We start from the raw sequence: 21,662 nt of genomic DNA, 5'->3' as shown, positions 1-21,662 counted from the left end.
ATTTATAAATGGTAGGGAACTTGTATAAATACCAAAGTGCCTGCCCCCGGTTGTGAATCGATCGTCATTTCACCTTCCAGCAGCTCGACTCTTTCCCTCATTCCTACCAAGCCAAATGAACCTTCTTTTTGAATCGAAGAGTCAAACCCCTTTCCATCATCTTTGACGACGACGGTCACCATCTCCTTGGAAATGGACAGTTTAACTTGAATCTGTTTTGGGTCCGCATGCTTCAATGAATTTTGTACAGCCTCTTGAACCAGCCTGAATAAAGCGACCTCCATATCGGAAGGAAGCCTTTTGACCTGTCCAAGGTTGACGAAATTCAGATTCACGCCATTATTATAGTCTTCGGTCGTTTGCAGGTACTTTCTGAGGGTAGGTACAAGGCCTAAATCATCAAGCGCCATAGGACGAAGGTCATAGATGATCCTGCGCACTTCATATAAAGCATTCCTTACCATGACCTTTAAACTGCGGATTTCCACTAACGCTTCATCAGGACCTCTCTCCCGCTGAACTCGTTCTATCAAGTCTGAGCGCATCATGACGTTTGCCAGCATTTGCGCAGGACCATCATGAATCTCACGTGAGAGCTTTTTACGTTCCTGCTCCTGGGCTTCGATTATTTTCAGGCCGAAGTCCTGTTTGCGTTTCGCTTCTTGAAGGGCTTCCCCCACAAATTTAAGATCCTGTGTCAAATAATTCTGCACTACCGATATTTGCGAAACGAGATGCACCGCTTTATCGATCGTCTGCTGTAGACCCCTTAACCTTAACTCAAGCTCATCCCGGCGATTACGGAGCTCTTTCTCCAATTGCCGGTTAATTTGTAAATCGACTTGCAGCTTATGTGCCCTTTCATAAGCATCGCGCACCTGTTCTTCAGAAAAATGGTTGAAGTGCATACTGACTTCTGAAAGCCTTTTTCGAGCAAACCTGGCTTTTGCATCCAATGCATCGCTGTCGGTTATCACAATGGCAACCCTGATTTTCACATCCTCAAGCTCTTTTGATAATGACTCGAAATCCTTTCGGCATTGTTCGCCGATATCAAAGACTTCATCCTTACTCTCACTAACAGTGCTCACCATTGTTTCTAAGATCTTGTCCAATGCTTTAGCATCAACCTTTTTTATGGACATTAAGATCCCTCCACTTAAATCAAAAGACTTAAACAATTTATTGACTTAAAGACTATGTATATGGAAAAAAGTTCTTTCCCTTTTTCATGAATGGTTAAATTTCAGGTAACTTTTGTATGAAGTAACCTTCATGAACATATTGTACCAAAAAATGCTTAAAAATACGTTAATTCCCTTTTATGATTTCCATAAAATGTACCTATTTACTATACATCTCATATTCCGGCCATTAAGTCTGCCTATTAAATGCAGAAAGCCATTTCTATTATCCTAATACAAAATATCCTTTTCAATCAAATGGGGTATTCCGCTCCATTGATTATCATATGAAATAGATGCATTTATTAAATGGCAAAATCCCTGAAATGAGAGGACGCGTTAAAGTAAAGCCAGGATAATGGCACAGAACTCATGTTTTTCCTACAATGTTATTCTTTTAAGCATATATGACCAGCTAATAACAATAACAGGCAATGAAATTAATTATAACACGTACAGCTTTTTCTTATATTAAAGTTTCTTTACACATGCGGTATGTAAATGAATCGTCATTGCCACTTTTTCCGCAAAGCCTTATAATAAATCAACTAATAGGAAGTACGAAGGTGGAATAGTAATGCTCACTCAATATTTAACGGTGGCGGGTCGCGGCGAACATGAAATCGTCATTGAAAAATCCCGTTTTATTTCCCACATCGCCCGAGTTGAAACCGAAGATGCCGCACAGGCCTTTATCCAGGAAATCAAGAAAAAGCACAAAGATGCTACACATAATTGTTCCGCTTATATGATCGGGGAACAAGATCAAATCCAAAAAGCCCTCGATGATGGGGAACCGAGCGGAACGGCAGGCGTCCCTATCCTGGAAGTGCTTAAGAAAAAAGAACTGAAAGACACCGCTGTTGTTGTCACACGATATTTTGGCGGCATCAAACTTGGTGCCGGCGGTCTCATTCGCGCTTACAGCAAAGCGACTTCAGAAGGAATAAATACCACTGGTGTGGTCGTAAGAAAACTAATGCGGGTCATTTCGACAACCGTCGACTATACCTGGCTTGGAAAATTGGAAAACGAATTGCGATCTTCCATTTATCAAATAAAGGAAATTCAGTACCTTGATCAGGTCAATATCCTTGTTTATGTTGAGGAACCACAAAAAGAGACATATACCGCTTGGATTACAGAGCTGACAAATGGTCAAGGCAATATCACTGAGCAAGAAATGCTTTATTTGGAAGAGGAATTCGCCTGATAAACTCCTGCATATTTTTCCTTTTTTATGCTGTAATATAATTGAAAAGAAATATTTATTTTACGAAATTATTAAATCATTGTAAAATTAGGTGTAATATATGACGAAATATAAACTGCAGGATTCGAAAAATAGCGATATATGTCTGATGTTCGTTATTTAAAAGGAGAAGAAAAAGATGTCTACTACTAGGCGTGTTTATAAAATTAAAAAAACAAAGAAAAAAAGGCGAAAGAGGCTTTGGTTATTGCTTGTTCCCCTGCTGGTACTTGGTCTGGGGGCTTCTACGTATGCTGCAACCCTGTATATGAAAGCCCAGAATGTATTCAGTGATTCTTATGACCCTGTGGAAGCATCAGCAAAGCGAAGTGAAGCGATCGACCCGCTCGAAGATAATTTCTCGATTCTCTTCATAGGAATCGATGATAGTAAGGACCGTGACTTAAAAGGAAATTCCCGCTCGGATGCTTTAATTCTGGCCACATTCAATAAAGATCAAAAATCTATCAAACTATTAAGCATTCCACGTGATTCCTATGTGTACGTGCCAGCCAAAGGCGTAACCACGAAAATCAACGCGGCCCACGCAGCCGGCGGACCAAAAGCGACGATGGACACCGTAGAGGAGTTATTCGATATCCCTGTCGATTATTATGTTCGCATGAACTTTAATGCTTTCATGGATGTCGTTGATTCATTGGATGGTATCGAAGTCAACGTCCCTTATGAAATAAATGAAATCGATTCACATGACAAAAAGAATGCCATTCATCTCGAAGAAGGATTACAGACCGTTAATGGTGAAGAAGCATTAGCGTTTGCACGGACACGTAAAAAGGACAGTGATATCCAACGCGGTGAGCGTCAGCAGGAAGTCCTAAAAGCCATCATTGCCAAAGCAACCTCTGCTGGATCACTGACGAAATATACAGACGTTATGGAAGCTGTCGGTGACAATATGACAACGAACCTTAAATTCTCACAAATGAGAGGTTTCATAAAATATGTAACTACCGATAAAGGACTCAATCTTGAAACCATTAAACTTGAAGGTCAGGATTCTACCATTAACGGAACCTATTATTATCAGCTGAACGATACATCAGTAGCAAACACTAAGCTGTTGCTTCAATCCCACTTGAACCTGGGACCGAATGAAGGCAATCAAACCGAAGCCGTTCAATCACAAATACAAGAATAAAGTTAAACCCCCACTCACTCATGAGTGGGGGTTTCCTTTTTTGAAGCGTTCGCCTCCATATAGCTTAACTTATATGAAATGACATGCTTCGCAGACAGCTTTAAATGATCTACACTCAATAAAGCAAAAAAGCCACCAACCGTTACTTTAAACGATTGGTGGCTTTTCATTTATACACTAGCAAAATTAGCTAATCTATTAATCTATTTCCATAACGATCATGGCTTGTTTTTAAAGTTGAGCATCTTGAGCAACGGCTGATAGTTTGAATTGACCAAGCCAATTTTCTCCACGAAAATCTCTATGATCAGCAGGAGTCCCGTCACAAGGATCAAAGCTCCCCACATCGTTGCAAATGAAAAGATTATGGCCGCTAAGCCAAAGCAAGCAGCTAAAGCGTAAATGAGCAAGACAGTCTGCTTATGAGTGAATCCCAAGTTTATCAAACAGTGATGTAAATGGGATTTATCAGCAGCCGAGATCGGCTGTTTATTGACGACCCTGCGGATAATCGCGAAAAATGTATCCGAAATGGGAACACCCAAAATGATGATCGGTACGATCAAGGAAATCATCGTAACGTTTTTAAACCCTAGCAGGGATAGAACGGCAATAATGTAACCTAAGAATAATGCACCTGTATCTCCCATGAAAATCTTTGCAGGATGAAAGTTATATTTCAAAAAGCCAAGAGTGCTTCCAATCACGATCAATGCGACCATAGCAACAAATAGGTCCCCTTTAATAAGGGCCATAGTTGCAATTGTCACTAATGCGATCGTTGAGACACCGCCTGCAAGGCCATCCAGTCCGTCTATCAGGTTGATTGCATTAATGATGCTGACGATCCACAAAATTGTGATCGGTATACTTAAAACACCAAATTCAAGTGTATCGGTAAAGAACGGCAAATTGATGAATTCCACTTCTAGACCGCCCCATAATACGATAATGAGGGCCGCCAAAACCTGACCAAGGAATTTAGGTGCAGCTCTTAATTCAAAAATATCATCAGCCATTCCGATCAAAATGATGACAAGGGCTCCCACCAGAAGGGGCAACTGCTCCCGAAAGTCATTCATGAAAAGTAAGAAGGTAATGAAAAAACTCAAAAATATAGCTAAACCGCCCATGCGCGGCATAATTTTACTATGCACTTTTCGCTCACTCGGTTTATCGGTAGCTCCTAATTTAAAGGCCAGCTTTCCGACAAAAGGAGTCAAAAAAATGGATAATAAAAAGGCTACCAACAAGGCCCCTATTAACATCAAGAACCACCTCAATTCCACTAAAAATCTAATACCCGTATCGATCTATATGAAAACCTATATATAAATGCTTATTTTAATTTTTCATCCTCAAATAAACATTATATACGTTTTTGGCTAAAATCTCTATAGAAAAGTTGTTTTTTGCAAATTTTTGTAAATCCGACCCTATCTTTGTCAGGTCCCCGGATTTTTTTAATTCTATAGCATTGCAGATGGCCAATTTCAGCTGTTCGACATTGCCGATATCCGTAATCCAGCCCTTGCCCCGATCGGGAATCAATTCCTGTACACCTCCGACATCACTTGTGATTGCCGGAAGACCCGATCTTGCTCCTTCAAGTAAAACCAGTGGAAAACTTTCGCTTAATGAAGTCAATAATGTGATGTCCCCTAACGGGTAGATTCGTTCTAAATCTTCACGATACCCTAAAAAGTGCACATGATCGGATAATCCCTTTTCCGAGACCATCTCTTCCAGAGCGGATTTCCTGCTCCCGTCCCCTGCAAGCAACAGCTTTACATGCGGGAATTCCGATACCACTTCACTTAATGCAGCTAAAGCAAATTCATGACCTTTCACCGGTTCAAGCCTTGCAGGCATGATGACGATGAAATCATCCTTCCCAAACCCGAAATCTTCTCTTTGAAGCGGGAAAGGCAATTCCTTTTCAAAGTCAATTCCGTTTAGGATCTTTGTTATTTTTGACGAATGGATTCCTTGGTCAATCAAGTCCTGCTTAAAACGGTCGGAAACTGCCAGTATATGATCGGCATATTGAAATGACCTTACATGAAGGCCGGTAAACAATTTCCCTTTTACACCCTGCCCCAAAAAGTCATGATGGGGTGAACTGTGAACAGTAAGAAGCCAAGGGCATTTAATGAGGCGCTTTATAAAGGCACCATAAATATTCGCCCGCGGACCATGTGTATGGATGATGTCTATATTATTTAGACGGATAAAGTCCCGTAAAGGTTTCAAAATTGAAAGGTCATATTTGGAATGTTGCCTGAAAAGTTCGGTTTGTATCCCGGAAGACATGGCCCGCCGGTAAAGTTCACCATCTTCAAATACACCAAGCAAACACTCCTCTTTATTCAATTGGTTCAGTAAGGACATAATATGAAACATTCCGCCGCCAGTTTCATTCCCAGCGTTTAAGTGCAAGATTCTCATCCAGTCCACTCCTTATGTTCAGGAACGCTGCACCGTTTTCCTTAACCGCTTAACCTTTAAAACGAATCTTGGCAGCGCAAGCATCCGTTTCCACCGCGAAGGTTGCTGGATCAATCGGTACAACCATTCAAGACGCATCTTTTGCCAGATAACCGGGGCGCGGTTCACCTTTCCCGCAAGGACATCAAAGCTTCCCCCAACTCCCATGAATAACCCCTTATTGAATAGCCCATAGTGCTTGGAAACCCATTTTTCCTGCCTAGGGAACCCTAATGCAGTCAAAATGATGTCAGGTTCAAGATCCGCTATCGACTTAGGCAGGGTATCATCTTTTATATCAATGTAACCATGGTTGTATCCCACCAACTCGAGGCCCGGGTATGATTCTTTTACTTTCAGGGCCGCTGCTTCAATCACGCTTTCCTCCGCTCCAAGCAGGTATACCTTCAGCGCTTTTTCATCAGCGACCCGAAATAATTCATTCATCAAGTCGAATCCAGTAATCCGCTCTTGTAAAGGTTGATTTAGCCATTTAGAGGCCATAATAATACCAACGCCATCCGGAGTGATGTAATCAGCCGATATAATGATGTCTTTATAATCCTGATGTTCATTTGCATACTCAACTATTTCCGGATTTGCCGTAACGATAAACGTTTTTTCCTGATTCATCAATCTTGGATAGATCATTCCATTCATGAATTCATCCATATTGCTATCAATGAATGGTATGGATAGTATCTCAACAAACTTTTCTGTCATTTCACTTCAGCCTTTCATATGTACTATACATCTAAAGGGTGGGGTATTATTCAAGAAATTTTTTCATACACATCATAGAACGTGATTTTTGATTCAAAGGTGGTTAATCAATTGAAGTTTATAGAAAAGCAATCGTTACCCATTCTATTCCTGTGCCTGCTCGTCCCATTGGCAGTGCCTCACCCTATCGCCGGTTACATGACAACGGCGCTGATGCTCATTTTTATCGGTATAAATAAAAAAAACCTGTTATTAATTCTATTCATTTATTTCCCTGCCCGTCCCTTATTGATGGAACTGAATAGCGGCTTAACCTATACAGGTGACCTGGTCATCCTCACCTTATTCATTTCTTTGCTTATTGAAAGATTCAAAAAGAACGAATGGCAATTTTCGAAATATCATTTTACTGCGCCATTTTGGTTGTTTTGTTTAATTGGTGCCGTGGCTGCACTCATAACCGGAGTGGGAATCCTCCCCATCCTATTTGAACTCCGTGCATTGCTTATTACATTCTTGCTTCTTTACATTATCGGTGAATTAAATCTAGAAAGAAAGGATATCTTTCGCTTTTTAAAGGTAATCCTAATATTTACAATCTTCCTTTGCCTGCATGGCATGGTGGAGAAAATCTTTTCACGTACGGTCCTGCTTCCCCATGCATGGGAAATGTGGAACCTTTCTCCAACAAACCGGATGAGGATTTATGGAGCACCTGCCAATCCTAATGTATTTGCCTTATTCTTAAGCATCCAGTTATTCCTTAGTTTCTTTCTATTTCAGTCGCTGAAAAAATATAAATGGATCGTCTTCCTGGCAGCCATCCTGCTTTCCGGAACGTTACTGCTTACCTATTCACGGGGCACGATGATTGCATTCGGGTTCTCGGCGCTTGTCTTTATGATATGGACTAGAAATAAACCATTTCTCAAATATGCTGTAGGAGCATTTTGTCTCGGCCTGCTTCTTATTTATTACCCAGTTTTATTTGCATCAAGTAAAGTGGAGGTATCCGCATCAATTCCCATGGAAAATGTGGTAATTGGCAACACCCCCTCTCCTGAACATGAACATGCCCTCTCCAATCGTTTTTCAGAAATGTTCTCTGATAAAACTCTGCACCAAAGTACGGAATGGGGCCGGTTATATGTCCTAATCAAAGGAATTGAAATTTTCACAGATCACCCGATAATCGGTACCGGGCTAGCAACCTTCGGAGATTCTGCCACACTTTCCTATTCCTCACCAATCTATCAGGAATACCAAATTGGTGAAAGGATGTATACCGATAATCAATATATCCAGATTCTGGTCCAAACTGGTGTCCTGGGATTTCTTGCAGTTCTTGCATTCATCTTTTTCACCTGCCGCAAAATCCTAAAATCGGGAAATGGCACTTTAGCAGCGTTCACCATCTGCCTGATGTTGGCCGCATTATTAGCAGGACTTTTCTACAATATTCTCGAAGATAAAACGTTTACGCTGATATTTTATAGTTGTTTGGGAATCTGTTTACAGAAGGACATCATTTTAAAGGATTGAAAATATGCCTACTCTTTCACATGTCATTAAATCGGTCGGGCTCGTCACCATTATTGCAGCCATTGGAAAAGTCCTCGGATTCGGGCGGGAATCGATCATAGCCGCCTATTTCGGGGCATCATCAATGGCAGATGTTTTTTTCGTGGCAAGCCTCATACCGACCATTCTTTTTACGGCTCTTGGCAGCGGTCTTCAGGCCGGCGTTATCCCCATTTACTTGGAAAAGAAAGCGGACAATCCGTTGAAGGCTGATGAATTCATCAGTATTTTAGGCTCTTTCTTTATGCTGGTAGCCGGAGTCCTGACCATAGCCTGCATGATTTTCATAAAGCCGCTCGTCATGTTGACAGCCCCGGGCTTCTCTGATTCTGAGCTTGCCCTGACGGAGTCACTGACCCGGATCATGCTGCCAAGTTTACTATTTTTCACGCTTTCATACATGGCGACGGGGGTCCTGAATGCGAATAAGCGTTTTATTCTGCCGGCACTCACTTCAACTGCACAAAACACGGTCATTATTGCAGCCACTGTATTGTTCGCTGCTCCGTTTGGGATTGAAGGATTGGCTTGGGGGTTTGTATTCGGTGCAGCAAGCCAGTTCCTTATTCAATACCCATCATTGAAGAAATACGGAATCCGGCCCATCGTCGCTTTCCTGCCTCATAAAAGGCAGATCGTTCAAACACTGTACACTTTTTATCCAATCATCATCGCCGCTTTGGCGATCCAGTTGAATAGTGTCGTCGATCGGATTATTGCGACTTCGCTCGAAACAGGGAGCGTATCGGCCCTTAATTATGCGAATCGCCTGCTGTGGCTGCCATTAAGCATTGTCCTTACGCCGCTGATTACCGTATTGTATCCTTCAATCGTCGAGCGCGCACTTATAGGCTATCAATCTTTCCTTAATTTGACCTTAAAGGGATTGAAATCGCTATTATTTTTAGCGATTCCGTTCATGGTCGTCATGTTAATCAGCGGAAACAGCTTAATCACTCTGGCCTTCCAACGCGGGGCCTTCGATGCTTCAGCAACCGAGGTGACTTATAGGGCATTCATCTTTTATTCAGCTTGCCTCCCGTTCTTTGCACTGCGGGATTATCTGATGAACGCCTTCTACGCCTTGAAGAAAACGAAAGTGGCCATGTATTCCTGCCTGATTGCCGTATTACTTAACGTCCTGCTCAGCTGGGTCCTATCACGTTATCTCGGCGTCGGCGGAATCGCTTTAGCATCGGGCATTTCCATGCTCCTGCAATCTCTCTACCTTTTCGGCTACCTATGGCTAAAGACAGAAAGAACGGACAAGGCAGCTTTCAGGGATGTTTTTCAGGAAAGCAGCAAGCTTGCCATCATCGGAATCATCATTTACGGACTCGCTCTCTGTATCCATCCGCTTACCATGACGTTGCCCATCATCATGGAATTAGTGATCATCTCGCTGCTGGTATTCGGATTATATCTCGCATTATCCATTCTTTTTAAAGTAAGCAGCCTGCAAGCGATGAAAAGGATCAGATCATCGAAGTAATACATTAGAAGGAGTGCCATTATGAACATTTTAATCACGACGATTTTCAACTACCCTCATGAAGGAGGGCTATCGAGCCATATCACTACGTTAAAAAAGGGTTTAATGACGCGGGGCCATAATGTGGACATATTATCTTTCTCTCAATTGCCTCCTTTCAAGAGGAAGATGCTCGCCCAGGCTCCAGGATTTTTATTAAATAAAGTAAAACAGGGGAGCGGCCAGCTTTTCAATGACCGGCAACGCCAAAAATTATTGGCTTCATCTATTAATGCCTTGAAAAAGAACTATGATGTCATAAATGCTCAAGACATTTTCGCAACGCTCGCCTCCATCGAATCCGGGATACCAACGGTGCAAACCGTCCATGGGTATTATTCATTCGAGGCAGTCAGCAGGGGCGCCCTTCTTCCGGATAGTGAAGAAGATTTGATCATTCGGGAGCTGGAAAGAAAAGCTTATCAGTCAGCTGCAAAAGTGGTGACGGTCGATCAAAGGATCAAAGACTATATAAATCATTTGGCACATATAGAGGCGGATACGATCAAGAACTTCATTGACGTGTCTGCTTTCAAACCGGAAATGGCAAAGCGGGAGCAAACTCGCCGGGACTTTCAAATACCCCTACATAAAAAGATGCTTTTCGTTCCGAGAAGAATGACGGAAAAGAACGGTGTCATCTACCCGCTCCTTGCTCTGCCGGAGGTGCTGGAAAATCATCATGATACGGTATTGGTCTATGCAGGTACAGGAGAACAGCGAAGCCGGCTTGAGGAAACGGCAGCCAGGCTCAAAATATCTGATTCCGTACTTTTCCTGGGTTCAGTGCCGTTCGAGAAAATGCATAATCTCTATGAAGCATCGGACATCGTACTCATCCCAAGCGTTCATTCCCACGGGGTGGAAGAAGCGACTTCCATTTCTGCATTAGAAGCGATGAGTTGCCGCTCACCCGTCATCGCAAGCGCAATCGGGGGTTTAAAGGAGATTCTCATTGATGGTGAAGATGGTCTGTTAGTGGAGGAAAAAAATAAAGAAGCACTTGCACAAGCCATCTCCATTCTGCTTAAAGACACTGAATATGCAACAAAGTTGGCTGCGAAAGCAAGATATAAAATGGAAAGCGAATACTCCCACCTTTCAGCTGCCGAGCGGTTTGAGAAAGCTTATGATGAAGTGCTGAACTAAAAAAAGCAGACCCGAAGCCCGGGTCTGCTTTTCACTTTCATACCAGTGCGGAACTACGCCTTTTCATTTGTTCTTCACGGTATTTTTTCTGTTCTTGTTTAGACATGGCGTTATATTCTTTTAAGAATGCTTCATATTGCGGCATTACTTCGTTCATGGGACCGTATGCCTTTAACTCTCCATATTCAAGCCATAAAGCCTTTTGGCAAAATTTCTTCATCTGACCGATTGAATGGCTGACAAAGAACATCGTTTTGCCTTTTTCCTTAAATTCGTTCATTTTCTCCAAACACTTTTCAGCAAAATTTTTATCCCCGACTGATAAGGCTTCATCAATAATCAGGATATCTGGATCAATATGCACGGAAATGGAAAAACCCAGCCTGGACTTCATGCCGCTTGAGTAGGATTTCACCGGTTGGTCAATGAACTTGCCAAGCTCTGAAAACTCGATGATCTCAGGCTCAAGTTCTTTGATCTGATTTTTGTCGAATCCGAGCATCAGCATTTTCAGTTCGATGTTTTCTCTGCCCGTCAACTGATTATTCAGGCCCGATGCAACGGCAATCAAAGCCGTTTTCCCGTTAGTTTGGACATTTCCGTCCGTAGGCGGGATAATGCCTGCAATAATATTGGACAATGTGGATTTCCCAGATCCGTTGACCCCGACAAATCCTATTACATCGCCCTTTTCAGCTTCGAAACTTACATTTCTCAGAGCAAAATACTCTTCCCCATAGCTTTTGGGCAAAAGGAGATCCAATAATTTTTCCGAGTTTTTATTATATAATTTATATTTTTTCGTTATATCTTTGACTATTACCGATTTTTCCAACTTTTCTCACTTCCAGTTTACTTAAAGTCAACAAAGCGATCTCTAAACCTGACATGCAGCGAGGAACCTATCAAAAACAAGATGATAACGACTGCCCAGAAATAAAGCGTATATTCCCAATGCTCTATTAGATACCATGATTCCCCCAACAATGAAGCTCGATACCCATCCACAATATAATATAGTGGATTCAGCTTCATGATGTTGACTAGAACAGGATGGTCCTTAGCATCCAATACCCAAAGGATTGGTGTTAAATAAAACAAGACTTTCATTAAGGACACGATTATATTATGAACGTCACGAATAATGGTTGATAATGTTGAAGAGATTAACCCAAACGAAAATAACAGCAAGACCGTCGCAACAATATAATACGGCAGTTGCAAGATATAGACTGTTGGGAGGTATCCAGTAAAACTTAATAGGATGATGATGACTCCCAGCAGCATTAAATGCTGATACAACTTGGCAAAGATGACATACGAAGGGATGACACTCATCGGAAAGCTCATCTTGGATACCATATTCAGTCGGGAAAAGACGGATTTGGACGTTTGGGTTATTGAAGGGTTCACAAAAAACCAGACAACGATCCCTGCCATTAGCCATGGAAGGAAATTTTCACCGCGATTTAAGATTATAAAGCCGAATACAAACCAATAAATTGCAATCTGTATCATCGGATTGATGATTTCCCATAGGATTCCCAGGTAGTTATTGCTGTTGGCACTTTTCACTTCATAAACAGATAAACGCCTTACCAAATAAAAACTATTGATTTGTTCTTTTAAAACGGTCAAAGCTGAACTCATAAATTACACAGACCTTCCTAAAAACACTTTTTCTACGACACGGCGTGAAGCCTGGCCATCCTCGAGTGCACAAAACCGCGCGTGAAAATGATTGATATCATTGGTATTTTCGTATTTCATCGTCTTGATACTATCAATGACCGCATCAGATGTTTTGACTAACAAACCAGGTGCATTCTTTTCAAAATCAAAGTAAAACCCGCGAAGCTTGTCCCTGTAATTTTCAATATCATATACATAGAAAAGCATCGGACGCTGTAAATTTGCGTAATCAAAGAACACGGATGAATAATCAGTTATTAATAAATCCGAAATAAGATACAAATGACTGATATCCTCGTAACTGGATAAATCATAGGCGAATCCTTGATACGCCGATAAATCCAAGTTCTCTGAAACCAAATAATGAAGACGGAGCAAAATGACATACTCCTCCCCCAATTCCCGTTTCATTCGATCCAGATCCAGTTTTATTTCAAACTTATATTTTCCCTTGCTATAAAACTCATCGTCCCTCCAAGTCGGGGCATATAAAACGATCCTTTTCTCTATTGGTATACCCAACTTCTGTTTCAATGAGTCGATTGTATCACGATTATTCCCATTGTAAAGTATATCATTACGAGGATAACCGGTTTCCAGAATTTTAGAAGTATCGACATTGAAGGCCCGGGCAAAAATTTCACTGGAATAAGCATTCGGTGAAATTAAATAATCCCATTTACTTGATTCGGCATGGAAATTTTCTTTATATTTATCCGTCGTTGTTCCAGGCATATGAACTTCATTCATATCCGCCGCAAGTTTCTTTAATGGAGTACCATGCCACGTTTGCAAATAGATCGTGTGCTTTGGCTTCGGAATCCAAAGCGGGAGCCTGCTGTTCGTTACCCAATAACGGGCCCTTGTCATTTTGAGCAGCCAACTAAATGAAAAACGATTGAGATATGGGATGCCTGCCTCTTCGAAATGAGCTGTATATCTTTTATCTACGCTCCAATACATTTTATATTCAGGATGGTGACTCTGCAAGTATTCATAAATCGCCCGGGGATTGCAGCTATACTGCTTGCCCAAAAAGCTCTCAAAAATAACCAGCTTCCGGTCCACCGGCAATACTGTGCCCGCCATGGCAAAAGCCACTTTATATCCTCTTAAAAAAATTGCTTTAGCCTTATTTTTAACTAGCGATAGAAAGGAAGGTCTGTTTGAGGTTTGTATTTTTTCATTTGACATATCCGATCTCCCTTTTTATTGATTAATGATAATGGAACCATGCTAATAAATCGAATTAAAAATAAGCTCGCCCAATAGAAGGGAGAGCTTATTTTTGGTGTACTTCTAACAGCTACTCCAAAGACTTTATTGCCAGTCCCAAATTATTTGCCACTGTTGTATAAAACTCCACATTTTTCTTATTATACGTCATCTTATTTTTCAGGATCCTTTTAATATTCACCAATTGATAATCATTGTAGCGAATGAACACCGTAAATAAAGACTTTTCCATTTTATCAATTTCATCTAACGAAACAGTGAAATGGCCTCTATTACCTTCTATTTGAACTCCGCAATTGATTTCATTGTCAAATCTTGTCCTATCACGTATCAATACAGAATCTATGTTGTCTATATCATCACCATAAATCTCAAAACTTTGGTGGTAGACATTATCCATAATATAAGAATCCAGTGCACGGGCAAGCATCGGTATCCTGACAAAGCGATATTCATCTTCCAGAAATGGAAGTTCATAATAAGGTAAACCATCTTTTATATGATATTTTTTATTGGAATCTCGCTTTAACCATTCAAACAACTTTATGAAATCATCAATACGATCCTCCATGAATAATTCAAGTGCTAATTTATAAATAGGTACTTTAAATTCATTCTTGAAGTCATATGACAAGTTTTTCGCAGTTTCGACAGCTTCCCCTAATATTTCAATAAAATCTTCTTTATTCTTGGATTTCACAAAGGTTTGACTGTCGAACGTTTTTACAATATCGTACTCATAAATCCGGTTAAGAGCCACCCTTTTCAATTCCATGGCAATATCCTTGGATTGAATATACTTTATTATGTCCACATCCGCTTTTCTTTTGTCTAACATATTCGTAACACGCGTTAAAGAAGAGGAGTTTTCCGAAGTTCTATTGACATAATAAATAGGTTTTTTGGTAGTTGATACAGCTCTAACTTTAAAGAAAACATCAGTGAAAAACCATTTATCTTCACCGAATTTCATATTTGGAAAACCAATTTCATTTTCTTTAACCATATGCAGATTCATCATCCTGGCCGTTGGACCCATATGATAAAAAAAGTGCGGAACATCCATTGGGGTGATGCTTCTTCTTTCTTTAATGGAAGCAAACTCCCCGATCACACTCTCTGACTCAGATTCGACTTTTACCGTTTTGCCCACTACATAATCATCACCGGTTTCCTCCAGGATGTTATAGAGGCTTTCCAGTCCATCATGGGCAAGCCAGTCATCCGCATCTAAAAAAGTGATATACTTGGATGTTCCCAATTCTATTCCAATGTTTCTCGGGGTCCCAGGTGACCCATTATTCTCTTGAAGGGTAACGGAACAGATATTTTTATATTTAGCCGTATACTCTTGAATGATTTTATTGGTGCCATCAGTCGAACAATCATCAATGATGATATATTCAATCTGATCTATGCCCATGGTTTGATTGATCACCGATTCAATCGTTTTCCTGATGAATTTTTCAGCATTGTATGCTGCAGTGACTACAGTGACTTTTTTTCCTTTTCCTAAAAATTTATTCCTTAAGCTTACAGGATTATTTTTTATTGGAATATTGCTCTTTAAAAGTTCCCTCGCTTTTTGACGCACCAAGAAATTCATACGATTCCTCTCCTTTTATATCTAGAGGTAACATAGGTGTTTCGACCAGGCAGTCAATATACCAGTTACTTAAAAGCAACAATACCCTTTATTTAAGGAATCAATCATTAAAAAATTTATCCACGATTCTCTGTGTAGCTTTACCGTCCTCTATTCCACAATACTTCTCTCTAAATAAACCATATCTCTCTTTATATTGCATGTTTATTTTATCAATATTGGTAATAGTTTCAATAATATCCTCTGTTGTTTTTAAAAATGGACCGGGTGCTTCCTTTTCAAAATCCATATAGAACCCACGGATGTTATCTCTGTAATCTTCCAGATCATACGTGTAATACAAAATCGGCCGAGCGGTATTAGCAAAATCGAACATTACTGAAGAATAATCCGTAATCAATATATCGGAAATCAGGTAAAGTTCCTGAATATCTGAATAATTTGATACGTTTATCACGAAATCCTCAAATTCGCTCGGGATGCTGAGATTATTACTTATAACAACATGCATCCTTAACAACAGGATATATTCATCCCCTAGTTCTTCCTTCATTCTTTCCAAATCAAATTTCAGCTCAAAAATAAATTTATTGTTTTTCGATGTTTGATTATCCCGGAATGTAGGAGCATATAAGATGACTTTTTTTCCTTTTGGTATCTTCAGTTTTTCCATCACCGACTTGGCAATTATTGAAGAATCTTCCCTGTAAAACAAATCATTTCTTGGATATCCCGTTTCCAATATTTCACCTTCATATTTGAAAGCACTTCTGAAGGCCGTGGATGCGTATGGACTTGGTGATATTAAATAATCCCAAGTTCTCGTTGCACCATGCACTCGATTTAAGTATCCATCGTCTCTTCCTTGAATATTGTCTATATCAAATAGCATTTTTTTCAATGGGGTACCATGCCAAGTCTGAATATAGGTCGTTTCCTTCCTTTTGCTTAAATAGGTAGGGAAGTTTTGATTATTTATCCAATAACCTGCTTTGGCTAAATAATAATAGTATTCCGGACTTAAGCGTTTTATCAGCTTCGTATTCTTTCCTTTTATCGGTAAATTGCCATTATACACCCAAACTTTTTTATATTTATTATCCCTTTTGACCAGTTCTTCATAGATATACTTGGGGCTATCGGCGAATTGCTTCCCTATCCCACTTTCAAAAAGAATTAGGTTCCGGTCAACTGGGATAACCTTGGACATGATTTTATAAACTTTTTTCATGACAGCGAAATATTTATCACTTTTCCTAAACCGATTCAAAATGAGTTTGGATATCGGATGGTTATATAATTTAGTTAGTGAATTTTGATTTTTTTCTGCATTTTGAATCACTTCGAATATCCTTGAATTAGAATGGACATCGCGATATTTAATAAAACGGTTGGCCTTGTCCATATACTTCTTCTTCATGATAAAATCAGTGTTGGCATATTCGGCTAATACACCTAATAATTCATCCACTTCATCAACGATTTCACCGGGAAGATCGTTATCCAAATCCAAATGTGACGGTCTTTTCCCTATGAAACGATCTCTATCAAATTGATAGTAAATAACCGGTTTATGCAGGAAACTAAAGTCAAAAGCTACACTTGAATAGTCCGTAATCATAATCGCACTTTCCTTGATTAACCTTTGGACATCCACTTCACCCTGACTAATTACCCTAACTGGGGCATCCTTAAAATAAGACGTGAATTTCTGCATATTAGGGTGAAGGCAAAAAATGATTTCAAACCCATTGTTTTTAGATAAATCATGTAGAACTGGGTGATTCACTAATTTCTGATACCTTTCAAAATACTCGCTTTCCAAAAATATTTCATCGGAAGTAATCCAATCTCTCCATGTTGGAATGATCAATAATTGCCTCTTTGTTGAAACATCATCCTTAAACAGCGAGTCGAACCTCGAAAGTCCCGTCGCGAATACTTCTTTTTCGTTGTAACCAAAATCAGTTACAATCATATCCTTTTCGAAGTCTGAACTTACCAGAAAAACATCCGTACTAAAACCGGAAACTGCATTTTTCCCGTAGTTTGCCACCATATTCTTAGTGCCCATAACACCATGTTGAAGAAAAACCTTAACTCCCTTAACACGATTTTTAAATTCAGATGTCCTTAAAGGATATAAATAATCCGGGTGATGTGATGAAATGATACGTGTCGATTCCATCGTCTTTTTAATATGATCCTTTGACTTGAAATAAAGTACATTTCCAAAGGGCTCGACGTTCTTGGCTTCCACGGAATTTTCTTCTATTACATAATACACTTCTTTTTCTGGATGGTTTTCCCTCATATATTTAAAAAAGTGATATCCAGTATCCTGGGCTTTATACGTTCTTTCTCCAACTAGCCAGACATCCTTTTTCTTTTTAAATAAAGCCAGGAATCTCCTCCACCCCATCATCCTTTTTAAATATCGATAACTATCTGTAGAGAAGTTAAACACTTCCAAAGATAAATTGGATGCTTTAAAGGTATAGTAAGGATTGACGATAGCAACTCCATCATTCGAGCTGACATCAGTCTTTTTAGTAAATAATTTAGTCCTGGTGGTTGGTCTTCCGACGCGTACCATTTTCGGCTCTTCCTGATCATGTAAATGTAGTTTCATGTAAATGTCATATACATCATCTACCAAATCCGCACTGACTAATCGTTCTAGATCCAATCTCAAATCATATAGATAACGATTCAGTCCATATTTCTTAATATTCATTTCCTCATTATGAATAAAAGATATATCCGCCTGATATTCTTTGCCACTTTGCCTTCCTCTTACAAGTCCTTCACCTTTTATGATTCTTGAATGCTTGGTGAAAATTTGACCATTAATTTGCATGGTTTTCGACTTGTTTTGGATTTTTTCAATTTGAGACTTAATCGAAATTTTAGGCGCCATATTGAAGTAAAGAGATAAATTCCCTTTATTCGTTATAGAGAATATACTTTGTTTATTTTCATAGGTGTAAATACTCAAATTGTTCACGTACGTTTCCTGAAAACGCCCGAGACGAATTGGATATTCGATATGAACCTGTTCGTTCACATCTACATATTCAGCTTTATGTTCAATACTAAGTATCGTTTTTTTGCTCAGCTTTTCAACCGGAACGGCAACCTTTATATAACAGTCATAAACAGTCGGTTCATCATCTTCCAATTTCCGCATTAAATCTTTCATATCTACTTTAAACTCAAATTTAGATGAGCTCACTGATTCAGCAATTTTTATTTTTTGATCTTCGTTTTCCCTAGAATATAGCCATAGTTCTTTTGCGCAATAATGTTCTATTGAAAATTCCCCTTTTATCAACAGCGTATCTTCCTCTTGCACAATGGTCAGAACTTGTTTTAGCTTAATTTTAGGAGCTTTTTTTGCTTTCCCTTTTCCAAGAAGCTTTTTAATCATTTTAGACCACCTATAACAAATTATTATTTAAATAAAAATGAATCATTTATTGTACTTTAAAATCATAAACTTTTTTCGGTTTTTCCTCAATATCATTAAACAGACGGTAAACCGACCATAAATTACCTTTAATTCCTCCAATGAACAAAAAAGAGAATATTAGTTAGTTCGATGTTGAAAACGAACATACTAAAACTAAAAACATTTCGTAAATATGTACGTCCTTCCATGTTGCCAGAATGGAAAGGGAATAGCAAAAACATGTTTCTTAATTGCTAAAGAAGTCTTCTTGACATAAGTGAACGCTTTCAAAACAGGCCAACTGTTTTTACTTGCACTTCATTAATTGGGCTATTAAATGTGAAGCGAAAGATTGATGGCCTATACATCCATTAACAGGGATTTATGATGCTCCTCTAGTTGTTCTCTCCTAAACGTGGTAAAATTGTGAATGGCTTATTCTGATTGCAGCAAGAATAATGAAATTTTTCTTATCATATCGTTCATCAGCTTACTTAAAGTAATTTGATGAAATTATTTTTAAATACCTTTCAGTATAAATCATGCATTTCTATAGATACTTTATTATGCCCTTCAGGGTAAGACAAATTAGTCAACATTTTATTTTAGCTTAAAAAATAATATTTACAATAATCATCAATGTAAAAAAATGTGGTTTATTTGTAAAAAAATTGTGGTTTATTTGTAAAGCTATTAAGTTATAATTAGTTAGAGAATGTCATTGCCTAAAAAAATATAGGAATACAACAAGCAGAATTGAAATGCTGGCTGCCTGTTTTATTGTTCCATTTCATATTCTAATAGACCAAATATATATTAATTTGTTTGAATAACAGTTTAAGAGTCTTAAAGGAGGAATAAAAATGAAGAAAGTAATCACTTACGGAACCTTTGATTTGCTTCATTGGGGCCATATCAATCTATTAAAACGCGCTAAAGATTTAGGAGATTATCTGATCGTTGCCATTTCAACGGATGAATTCAATGCTTTAAAAGATAAAAAAGCTTATCATAGCTTTGAAAACAGAAAAATGATCCTTGAATCAATCCGTTATGTGGATGAAGTTATACCGGAAGACAATTGGGAACAAAAGAGGGAAGACATCGTTCGTGAAGGTGTAGATATTTTTGTAATGGGTGATGACTGGAAAGGTCAATTCGATGAATTATCCGAAGTTTGTGAAGTGGTCTACCTTCCAAGGACAATCGGCATTTCGACTTCCCAAATTAAAGATGACCTTTTACAAGTTACTAATGGCTAAAGAATTCGCGATAGGGATTTATCTTTTTTGTTTCAAAGTTTTATTCTCTATCTTTAAGCTTTTCCCTTTATATGACAAAACGACCTTTGTCACATCATTCGGGGACAATTGCCAATATATCGCAGATGAAATGGACAAGCAGGACATTTCCGTTCAAAAAGTTTTTTTAATGAAATCGAGCAGTTCTATACAAGTTAGGGACGATGGGGAAACCATCGTCCTTCCGTTTGAATCAAAAAATATCATTGCCATGATCCGATCGATTTATCATCTGGCTACATCAAAATGGATTATCATCGATAATTATTTTGGCTTTCTTTCAGCTATTGCTTTCAAGGAGCAAGTGACATGTGTTCAAGTGTGGCATGCGGCAGGTGCCGTTAAGCAATTCGGGGCAAAAGACCCCTCCATTCAAAACCGTTCAGCCGGTGCAAGGAAAAGATTTTTAGAGGTATATAAAAAATTCGATTATGTTACGGCAGGTTCAGAGATAATGGCCGGGATTTATCAGGAAAGTTTTCAACTGCCGGCATCCCATATCTTAAGGACCGGAATACCTCGGACCGATTTCTTTTTTAATGATGAATCAAAAAGGACTGCCCGTAATGCTTTGCTGGCCAAGTATCCAGAACTTGAGCACAAGAAAATCATGTTATATGCCCCTACATTTCGTAATGATGGCTTGAACAACGGGGAGATTGCACTTGATTTGGAATTGCTCTACAAGGAACTTCAGGGCGAAAATTATGCGTTATTACTAAAACTGCATCCAGCTGTAAAAGCAGAGCATGATTTACAAGATAAATTCCCGGGATTCATTTACCCTGTAAATAGTGAGTTTCACGTTAATCAACTGCTGATCAGTACGGATCTTTTAATTACCGATTACTCATCGATACCATTTGAATTCTCTTTTTTGGGAAGGCCCATGATATTCTTTGCATATGACTTAGAAAAGTATGTGCAGGAACGGGGATTCTGGGAGGATTACTCTTCATCCATGCCCGGACCCGTGGTATCTACCACAGAAGAGCTCTTAAGGGAAATACGTACCGCCGATCATTCATTAATGAAGATTGCTTCCTTTAACCAAAAATGGAATGAATACTCCACGGGAAATTCAAGCAGGGAATTAGTTGATTTCCTTTTTAAATAAAACCACCCACTTCGTAAAACGAAGTGGGTTTTCATTTTTTTCAATACCCCCTCGATGTATGCACTCCCTAAAAACAGGGGCATTTTTACAGCAAATGACAATTGAAAACGTGAAGCTCCACAACATGAAAAAAGACTCACAATATAGAAAAAATTGTAGATTGCAATACTCAAACCCCACCAATATAAAC

At 39.2% G+C, this 21,662-nt stretch carries 15 protein-coding genes and 1 pseudogene; 7 read left to right on the top strand and 9 right to left on the bottom strand.

The window, feature by feature from the left end:
- Nucleotides 1-2: 2 nt before the first annotated feature.
- Complete coding sequence (locus ACFX4I_RS01935; RefSeq protein WP_377418798.1) at nucleotides 3-1,145, bottom strand: sensor histidine kinase; 1,143 nt, start codon at nucleotides 1,143-1,145, stop codon at nucleotides 3-5.
- A 616-nt stretch (nucleotides 1,146-1,761) separates the two neighbouring features.
- On the opposite strand from ACFX4I_RS01935, the gene ACFX4I_RS01930 reads away from it, so the two are divergent.
- Together ACFX4I_RS01930 and ACFX4I_RS01925 are read left to right on the top strand one after the other, a co-directional pair.
- Nucleotides 1,762-2,397, top strand: a complete 636-nt coding sequence (locus tag ACFX4I_RS01930) for a YigZ family protein (RefSeq protein ID WP_283932377.1) — start codon at nucleotides 1,762-1,764, stop codon at nucleotides 2,395-2,397.
- Between the two features lie 178 nt (nucleotides 2,398-2,575).
- Nucleotides 2,576-3,598, top strand: a complete 1,023-nt coding sequence (locus tag ACFX4I_RS01925) for an LCP family protein (RefSeq protein ID WP_230301799.1) — start codon at nucleotides 2,576-2,578, stop codon at nucleotides 3,596-3,598.
- Between the two features lie 218 nt (nucleotides 3,599-3,816).
- Here ACFX4I_RS01925 and ACFX4I_RS01920 read toward each other — a convergent pair whose 3' ends face one another.
- From ACFX4I_RS01920 to ACFX4I_RS01910, 3 genes are all read right to left on the bottom strand, one after another.
- Nucleotides 3,817-4,866, bottom strand: coding sequence for a glycosyltransferase family 4 protein (locus tag ACFX4I_RS01920; protein WP_309519651.1), 1,050 nt, complete (start codon nucleotides 4,864-4,866; stop codon nucleotides 3,817-3,819).
- A 76-nt stretch (nucleotides 4,867-4,942) separates the two neighbouring features.
- Nucleotides 4,943-6,046 (bottom strand): glycosyltransferase family 4 protein, encoded by a 1,104-nt coding sequence (locus ACFX4I_RS01915; RefSeq protein ID WP_377418795.1) that lies wholly within the window; start codon nucleotides 6,044-6,046, stop codon nucleotides 4,943-4,945.
- Nucleotides 6,047-6,064: 18 nt separating this feature from the next.
- Nucleotides 6,065-6,808 carry a WecB/TagA/CpsF family glycosyltransferase gene (locus ACFX4I_RS01910; RefSeq protein ID WP_230301796.1) on the bottom strand — a complete coding sequence of 248 codons (744 nt, stop codon included), beginning with the start codon at nucleotides 6,806-6,808 and terminating at the stop codon, nucleotides 6,065-6,067.
- Nucleotides 6,809-6,919: 111 nt separating this feature from the next.
- Here ACFX4I_RS01910 and ACFX4I_RS01905 point away from each other — a divergent pair, with 111 nt between their 5' ends.
- Genes ACFX4I_RS01905 through ACFX4I_RS01895 form a run of 3 tightly spaced genes read left to right on the top strand, consistent with a single transcriptional unit; the run spans nucleotide 6,920 to nucleotide 11,069 of the window.
- A complete protein-coding gene (locus tag ACFX4I_RS01905; RefSeq protein WP_377418792.1) occupies nucleotides 6,920-8,350 on the top strand; it encodes an O-antigen ligase family protein in 1,431 nt (476 codons plus the stop codon).
- Nucleotides 8,351-8,354: 4 nt separating this feature from the next.
- Complete coding sequence (murJ, locus tag ACFX4I_RS01900) at nucleotides 8,355-9,881, top strand: murein biosynthesis integral membrane protein MurJ (RefSeq protein WP_230301794.1); 1,527 nt, start codon at nucleotides 8,355-8,357, stop codon at nucleotides 9,879-9,881.
- Nucleotides 9,882-9,902: 21 nt separating this feature from the next.
- Nucleotides 9,903-11,069, top strand: coding sequence for a glycosyltransferase family 4 protein (locus tag ACFX4I_RS01895; RefSeq protein ID WP_230301793.1), 1,167 nt, complete (start codon nucleotides 9,903-9,905; stop codon nucleotides 11,067-11,069).
- Between the two features lie 37 nt (nucleotides 11,070-11,106).
- Here the strand turns inward: ACFX4I_RS01895 and tagH are convergent, their stop codons facing one another.
- The 5 genes and pseudogenes from tagH to ACFX4I_RS01870 all read right to left on the bottom strand — a co-directional run bounded on the left by tagH (nucleotide 11,107) and on the right by ACFX4I_RS01870 (nucleotide 19,033).
- The gene (gene tagH / locus ACFX4I_RS01890; protein WP_230301792.1) at nucleotides 11,107-11,904 is read right to left on the bottom strand and encodes a teichoic acids export ABC transporter ATP-binding subunit TagH; all 798 of its coding nucleotides are present in this window, start codon (nucleotides 11,902-11,904) and stop codon (nucleotides 11,107-11,109) included.
- 17 nt (nucleotides 11,905-11,921) lie between these two features.
- Nucleotides 11,922-12,719, bottom strand: coding sequence for an ABC transporter permease (locus ACFX4I_RS01885; protein WP_230301791.1), 798 nt, complete (start codon nucleotides 12,717-12,719; stop codon nucleotides 11,922-11,924).
- A gap of 3 nt (nucleotides 12,720-12,722) precedes the next feature.
- A pseudogene (locus ACFX4I_RS01880) lies at nucleotides 12,723-13,913 on the bottom strand (CDP-glycerol glycerophosphotransferase family protein); the annotation flags it as partial.
- Nucleotides 13,914-14,067: 154 nt separating this feature from the next.
- On the bottom strand, nucleotides 14,068-15,603 hold the full coding sequence (locus ACFX4I_RS01875; RefSeq protein WP_230301790.1) for a glycosyltransferase family 2 protein: 1,536 nt from the start codon (nucleotides 15,601-15,603) through the stop codon (nucleotides 14,068-14,070).
- Between the two features lie 100 nt (nucleotides 15,604-15,703).
- Nucleotides 15,704-19,033 carry a CDP-glycerol glycerophosphotransferase family protein gene (locus ACFX4I_RS01870; protein ID WP_377418789.1) on the bottom strand — a complete coding sequence of 1,110 codons (3,330 nt, stop codon included), beginning with the start codon at nucleotides 19,031-19,033 and terminating at the stop codon, nucleotides 15,704-15,706.
- Between the two features lie 884 nt (nucleotides 19,034-19,917).
- Between ACFX4I_RS01870 and tagD the strand changes: the two genes are divergently transcribed.
- Together tagD and ACFX4I_RS01860 are read left to right on the top strand one after the other, a co-directional pair.
- Nucleotides 19,918-20,316, top strand: a complete 399-nt coding sequence (gene tagD, locus ACFX4I_RS01865; RefSeq protein ID WP_057278149.1) for a glycerol-3-phosphate cytidylyltransferase — start codon at nucleotides 19,918-19,920, stop codon at nucleotides 20,314-20,316.
- Nucleotides 20,309-21,472: a CDP-glycerol glycerophosphotransferase family protein gene (locus tag ACFX4I_RS01860; RefSeq protein ID WP_377418786.1), complete on the top strand. Its 1,164-nt coding sequence runs from the start codon at nucleotides 20,309-20,311 to the stop codon at nucleotides 21,470-21,472. The genes tagD and ACFX4I_RS01860 overlap by 8 nt, the downstream gene beginning before the upstream one ends.
- The last annotated feature ends 190 nt before the right edge of the window (nucleotides 21,473-21,662 follow it).

Origin of the sequence: Peribacillus sp. YIM B13472, assembly GCF_042788005.1 — a bacterium.
Classification (GTDB): Bacteria; Bacillota; Bacilli; order Bacillales; family DSM-1321; genus Peribacillus; species Peribacillus simplex_E.
The sequence above is the reverse complement of the archived record's forward strand: the minus strand, read 5'-3'. Positions and strand labels throughout refer to the sequence as shown.

What these genes read in the sequence shown, in the direction of transcription:
- ACFX4I_RS01935 (WP_377418798.1), bottom strand. Translation starts at nt 1,145, where the DNA reads ATGTCCATAAAAAAGGTTGATGCTAAAGCATTGGACAAGATCTTAGAA.
- ACFX4I_RS01930 (WP_283932377.1), top strand. Translation starts at nt 1,762, where the DNA reads ATGCTCACTCAATATTTAACGGTGGCGGGTCGCGGCGAACATGAAATC.
- ACFX4I_RS01925 (WP_230301799.1), top strand. Translation starts at nt 2,576, where the DNA reads ATGTCTACTACTAGGCGTGTTTATAAAATTAAAAAAACAAAGAAAAAA.
- ACFX4I_RS01920 (WP_309519651.1), bottom strand. Translation starts at nt 4,866, where the DNA reads ATGTTAATAGGGGCCTTGTTGGTAGCCTTTTTATTATCCATTTTTTTG.
- ACFX4I_RS01915 (WP_377418795.1), bottom strand. Translation starts at nt 6,046, where the DNA reads ATGAGAATCTTGCACTTAAACGCTGGGAATGAAACTGGCGGCGGAATG.
- ACFX4I_RS01910 (WP_230301796.1), bottom strand. Translation starts at nt 6,808, where the DNA reads ATGACAGAAAAGTTTGTTGAGATACTATCCATACCATTCATTGATAGC.
- murJ (WP_230301794.1), top strand. Translation starts at nt 8,355, where the DNA reads ATGCCTACTCTTTCACATGTCATTAAATCGGTCGGGCTCGTCACCATT.
- ACFX4I_RS01895 (WP_230301793.1), top strand. Translation starts at nt 9,903, where the DNA reads ATGAACATTTTAATCACGACGATTTTCAACTACCCTCATGAAGGAGGG.
- ACFX4I_RS01885 (WP_230301791.1), bottom strand. Translation starts at nt 12,719, where the DNA reads ATGAGTTCAGCTTTGACCGTTTTAAAAGAACAAATCAATAGTTTTTAT.
- ACFX4I_RS01875 (WP_230301790.1), bottom strand. Translation starts at nt 15,603, where the DNA reads ATGAATTTCTTGGTGCGTCAAAAAGCGAGGGAACTTTTAAAGAGCAAT.
- ACFX4I_RS01870 (WP_377418789.1), bottom strand. Translation starts at nt 19,033, where the DNA reads ATGATTAAAAAGCTTCTTGGAAAAGGGAAAGCAAAAAAAGCTCCTAAA.
- tagD (WP_057278149.1), top strand. Translation starts at nt 19,918, where the DNA reads ATGAAGAAAGTAATCACTTACGGAACCTTTGATTTGCTTCATTGGGGC.
- ACFX4I_RS01860 (WP_377418786.1), top strand. Translation starts at nt 20,309, where the DNA reads ATGGCTAAAGAATTCGCGATAGGGATTTATCTTTTTTGTTTCAAAGTT.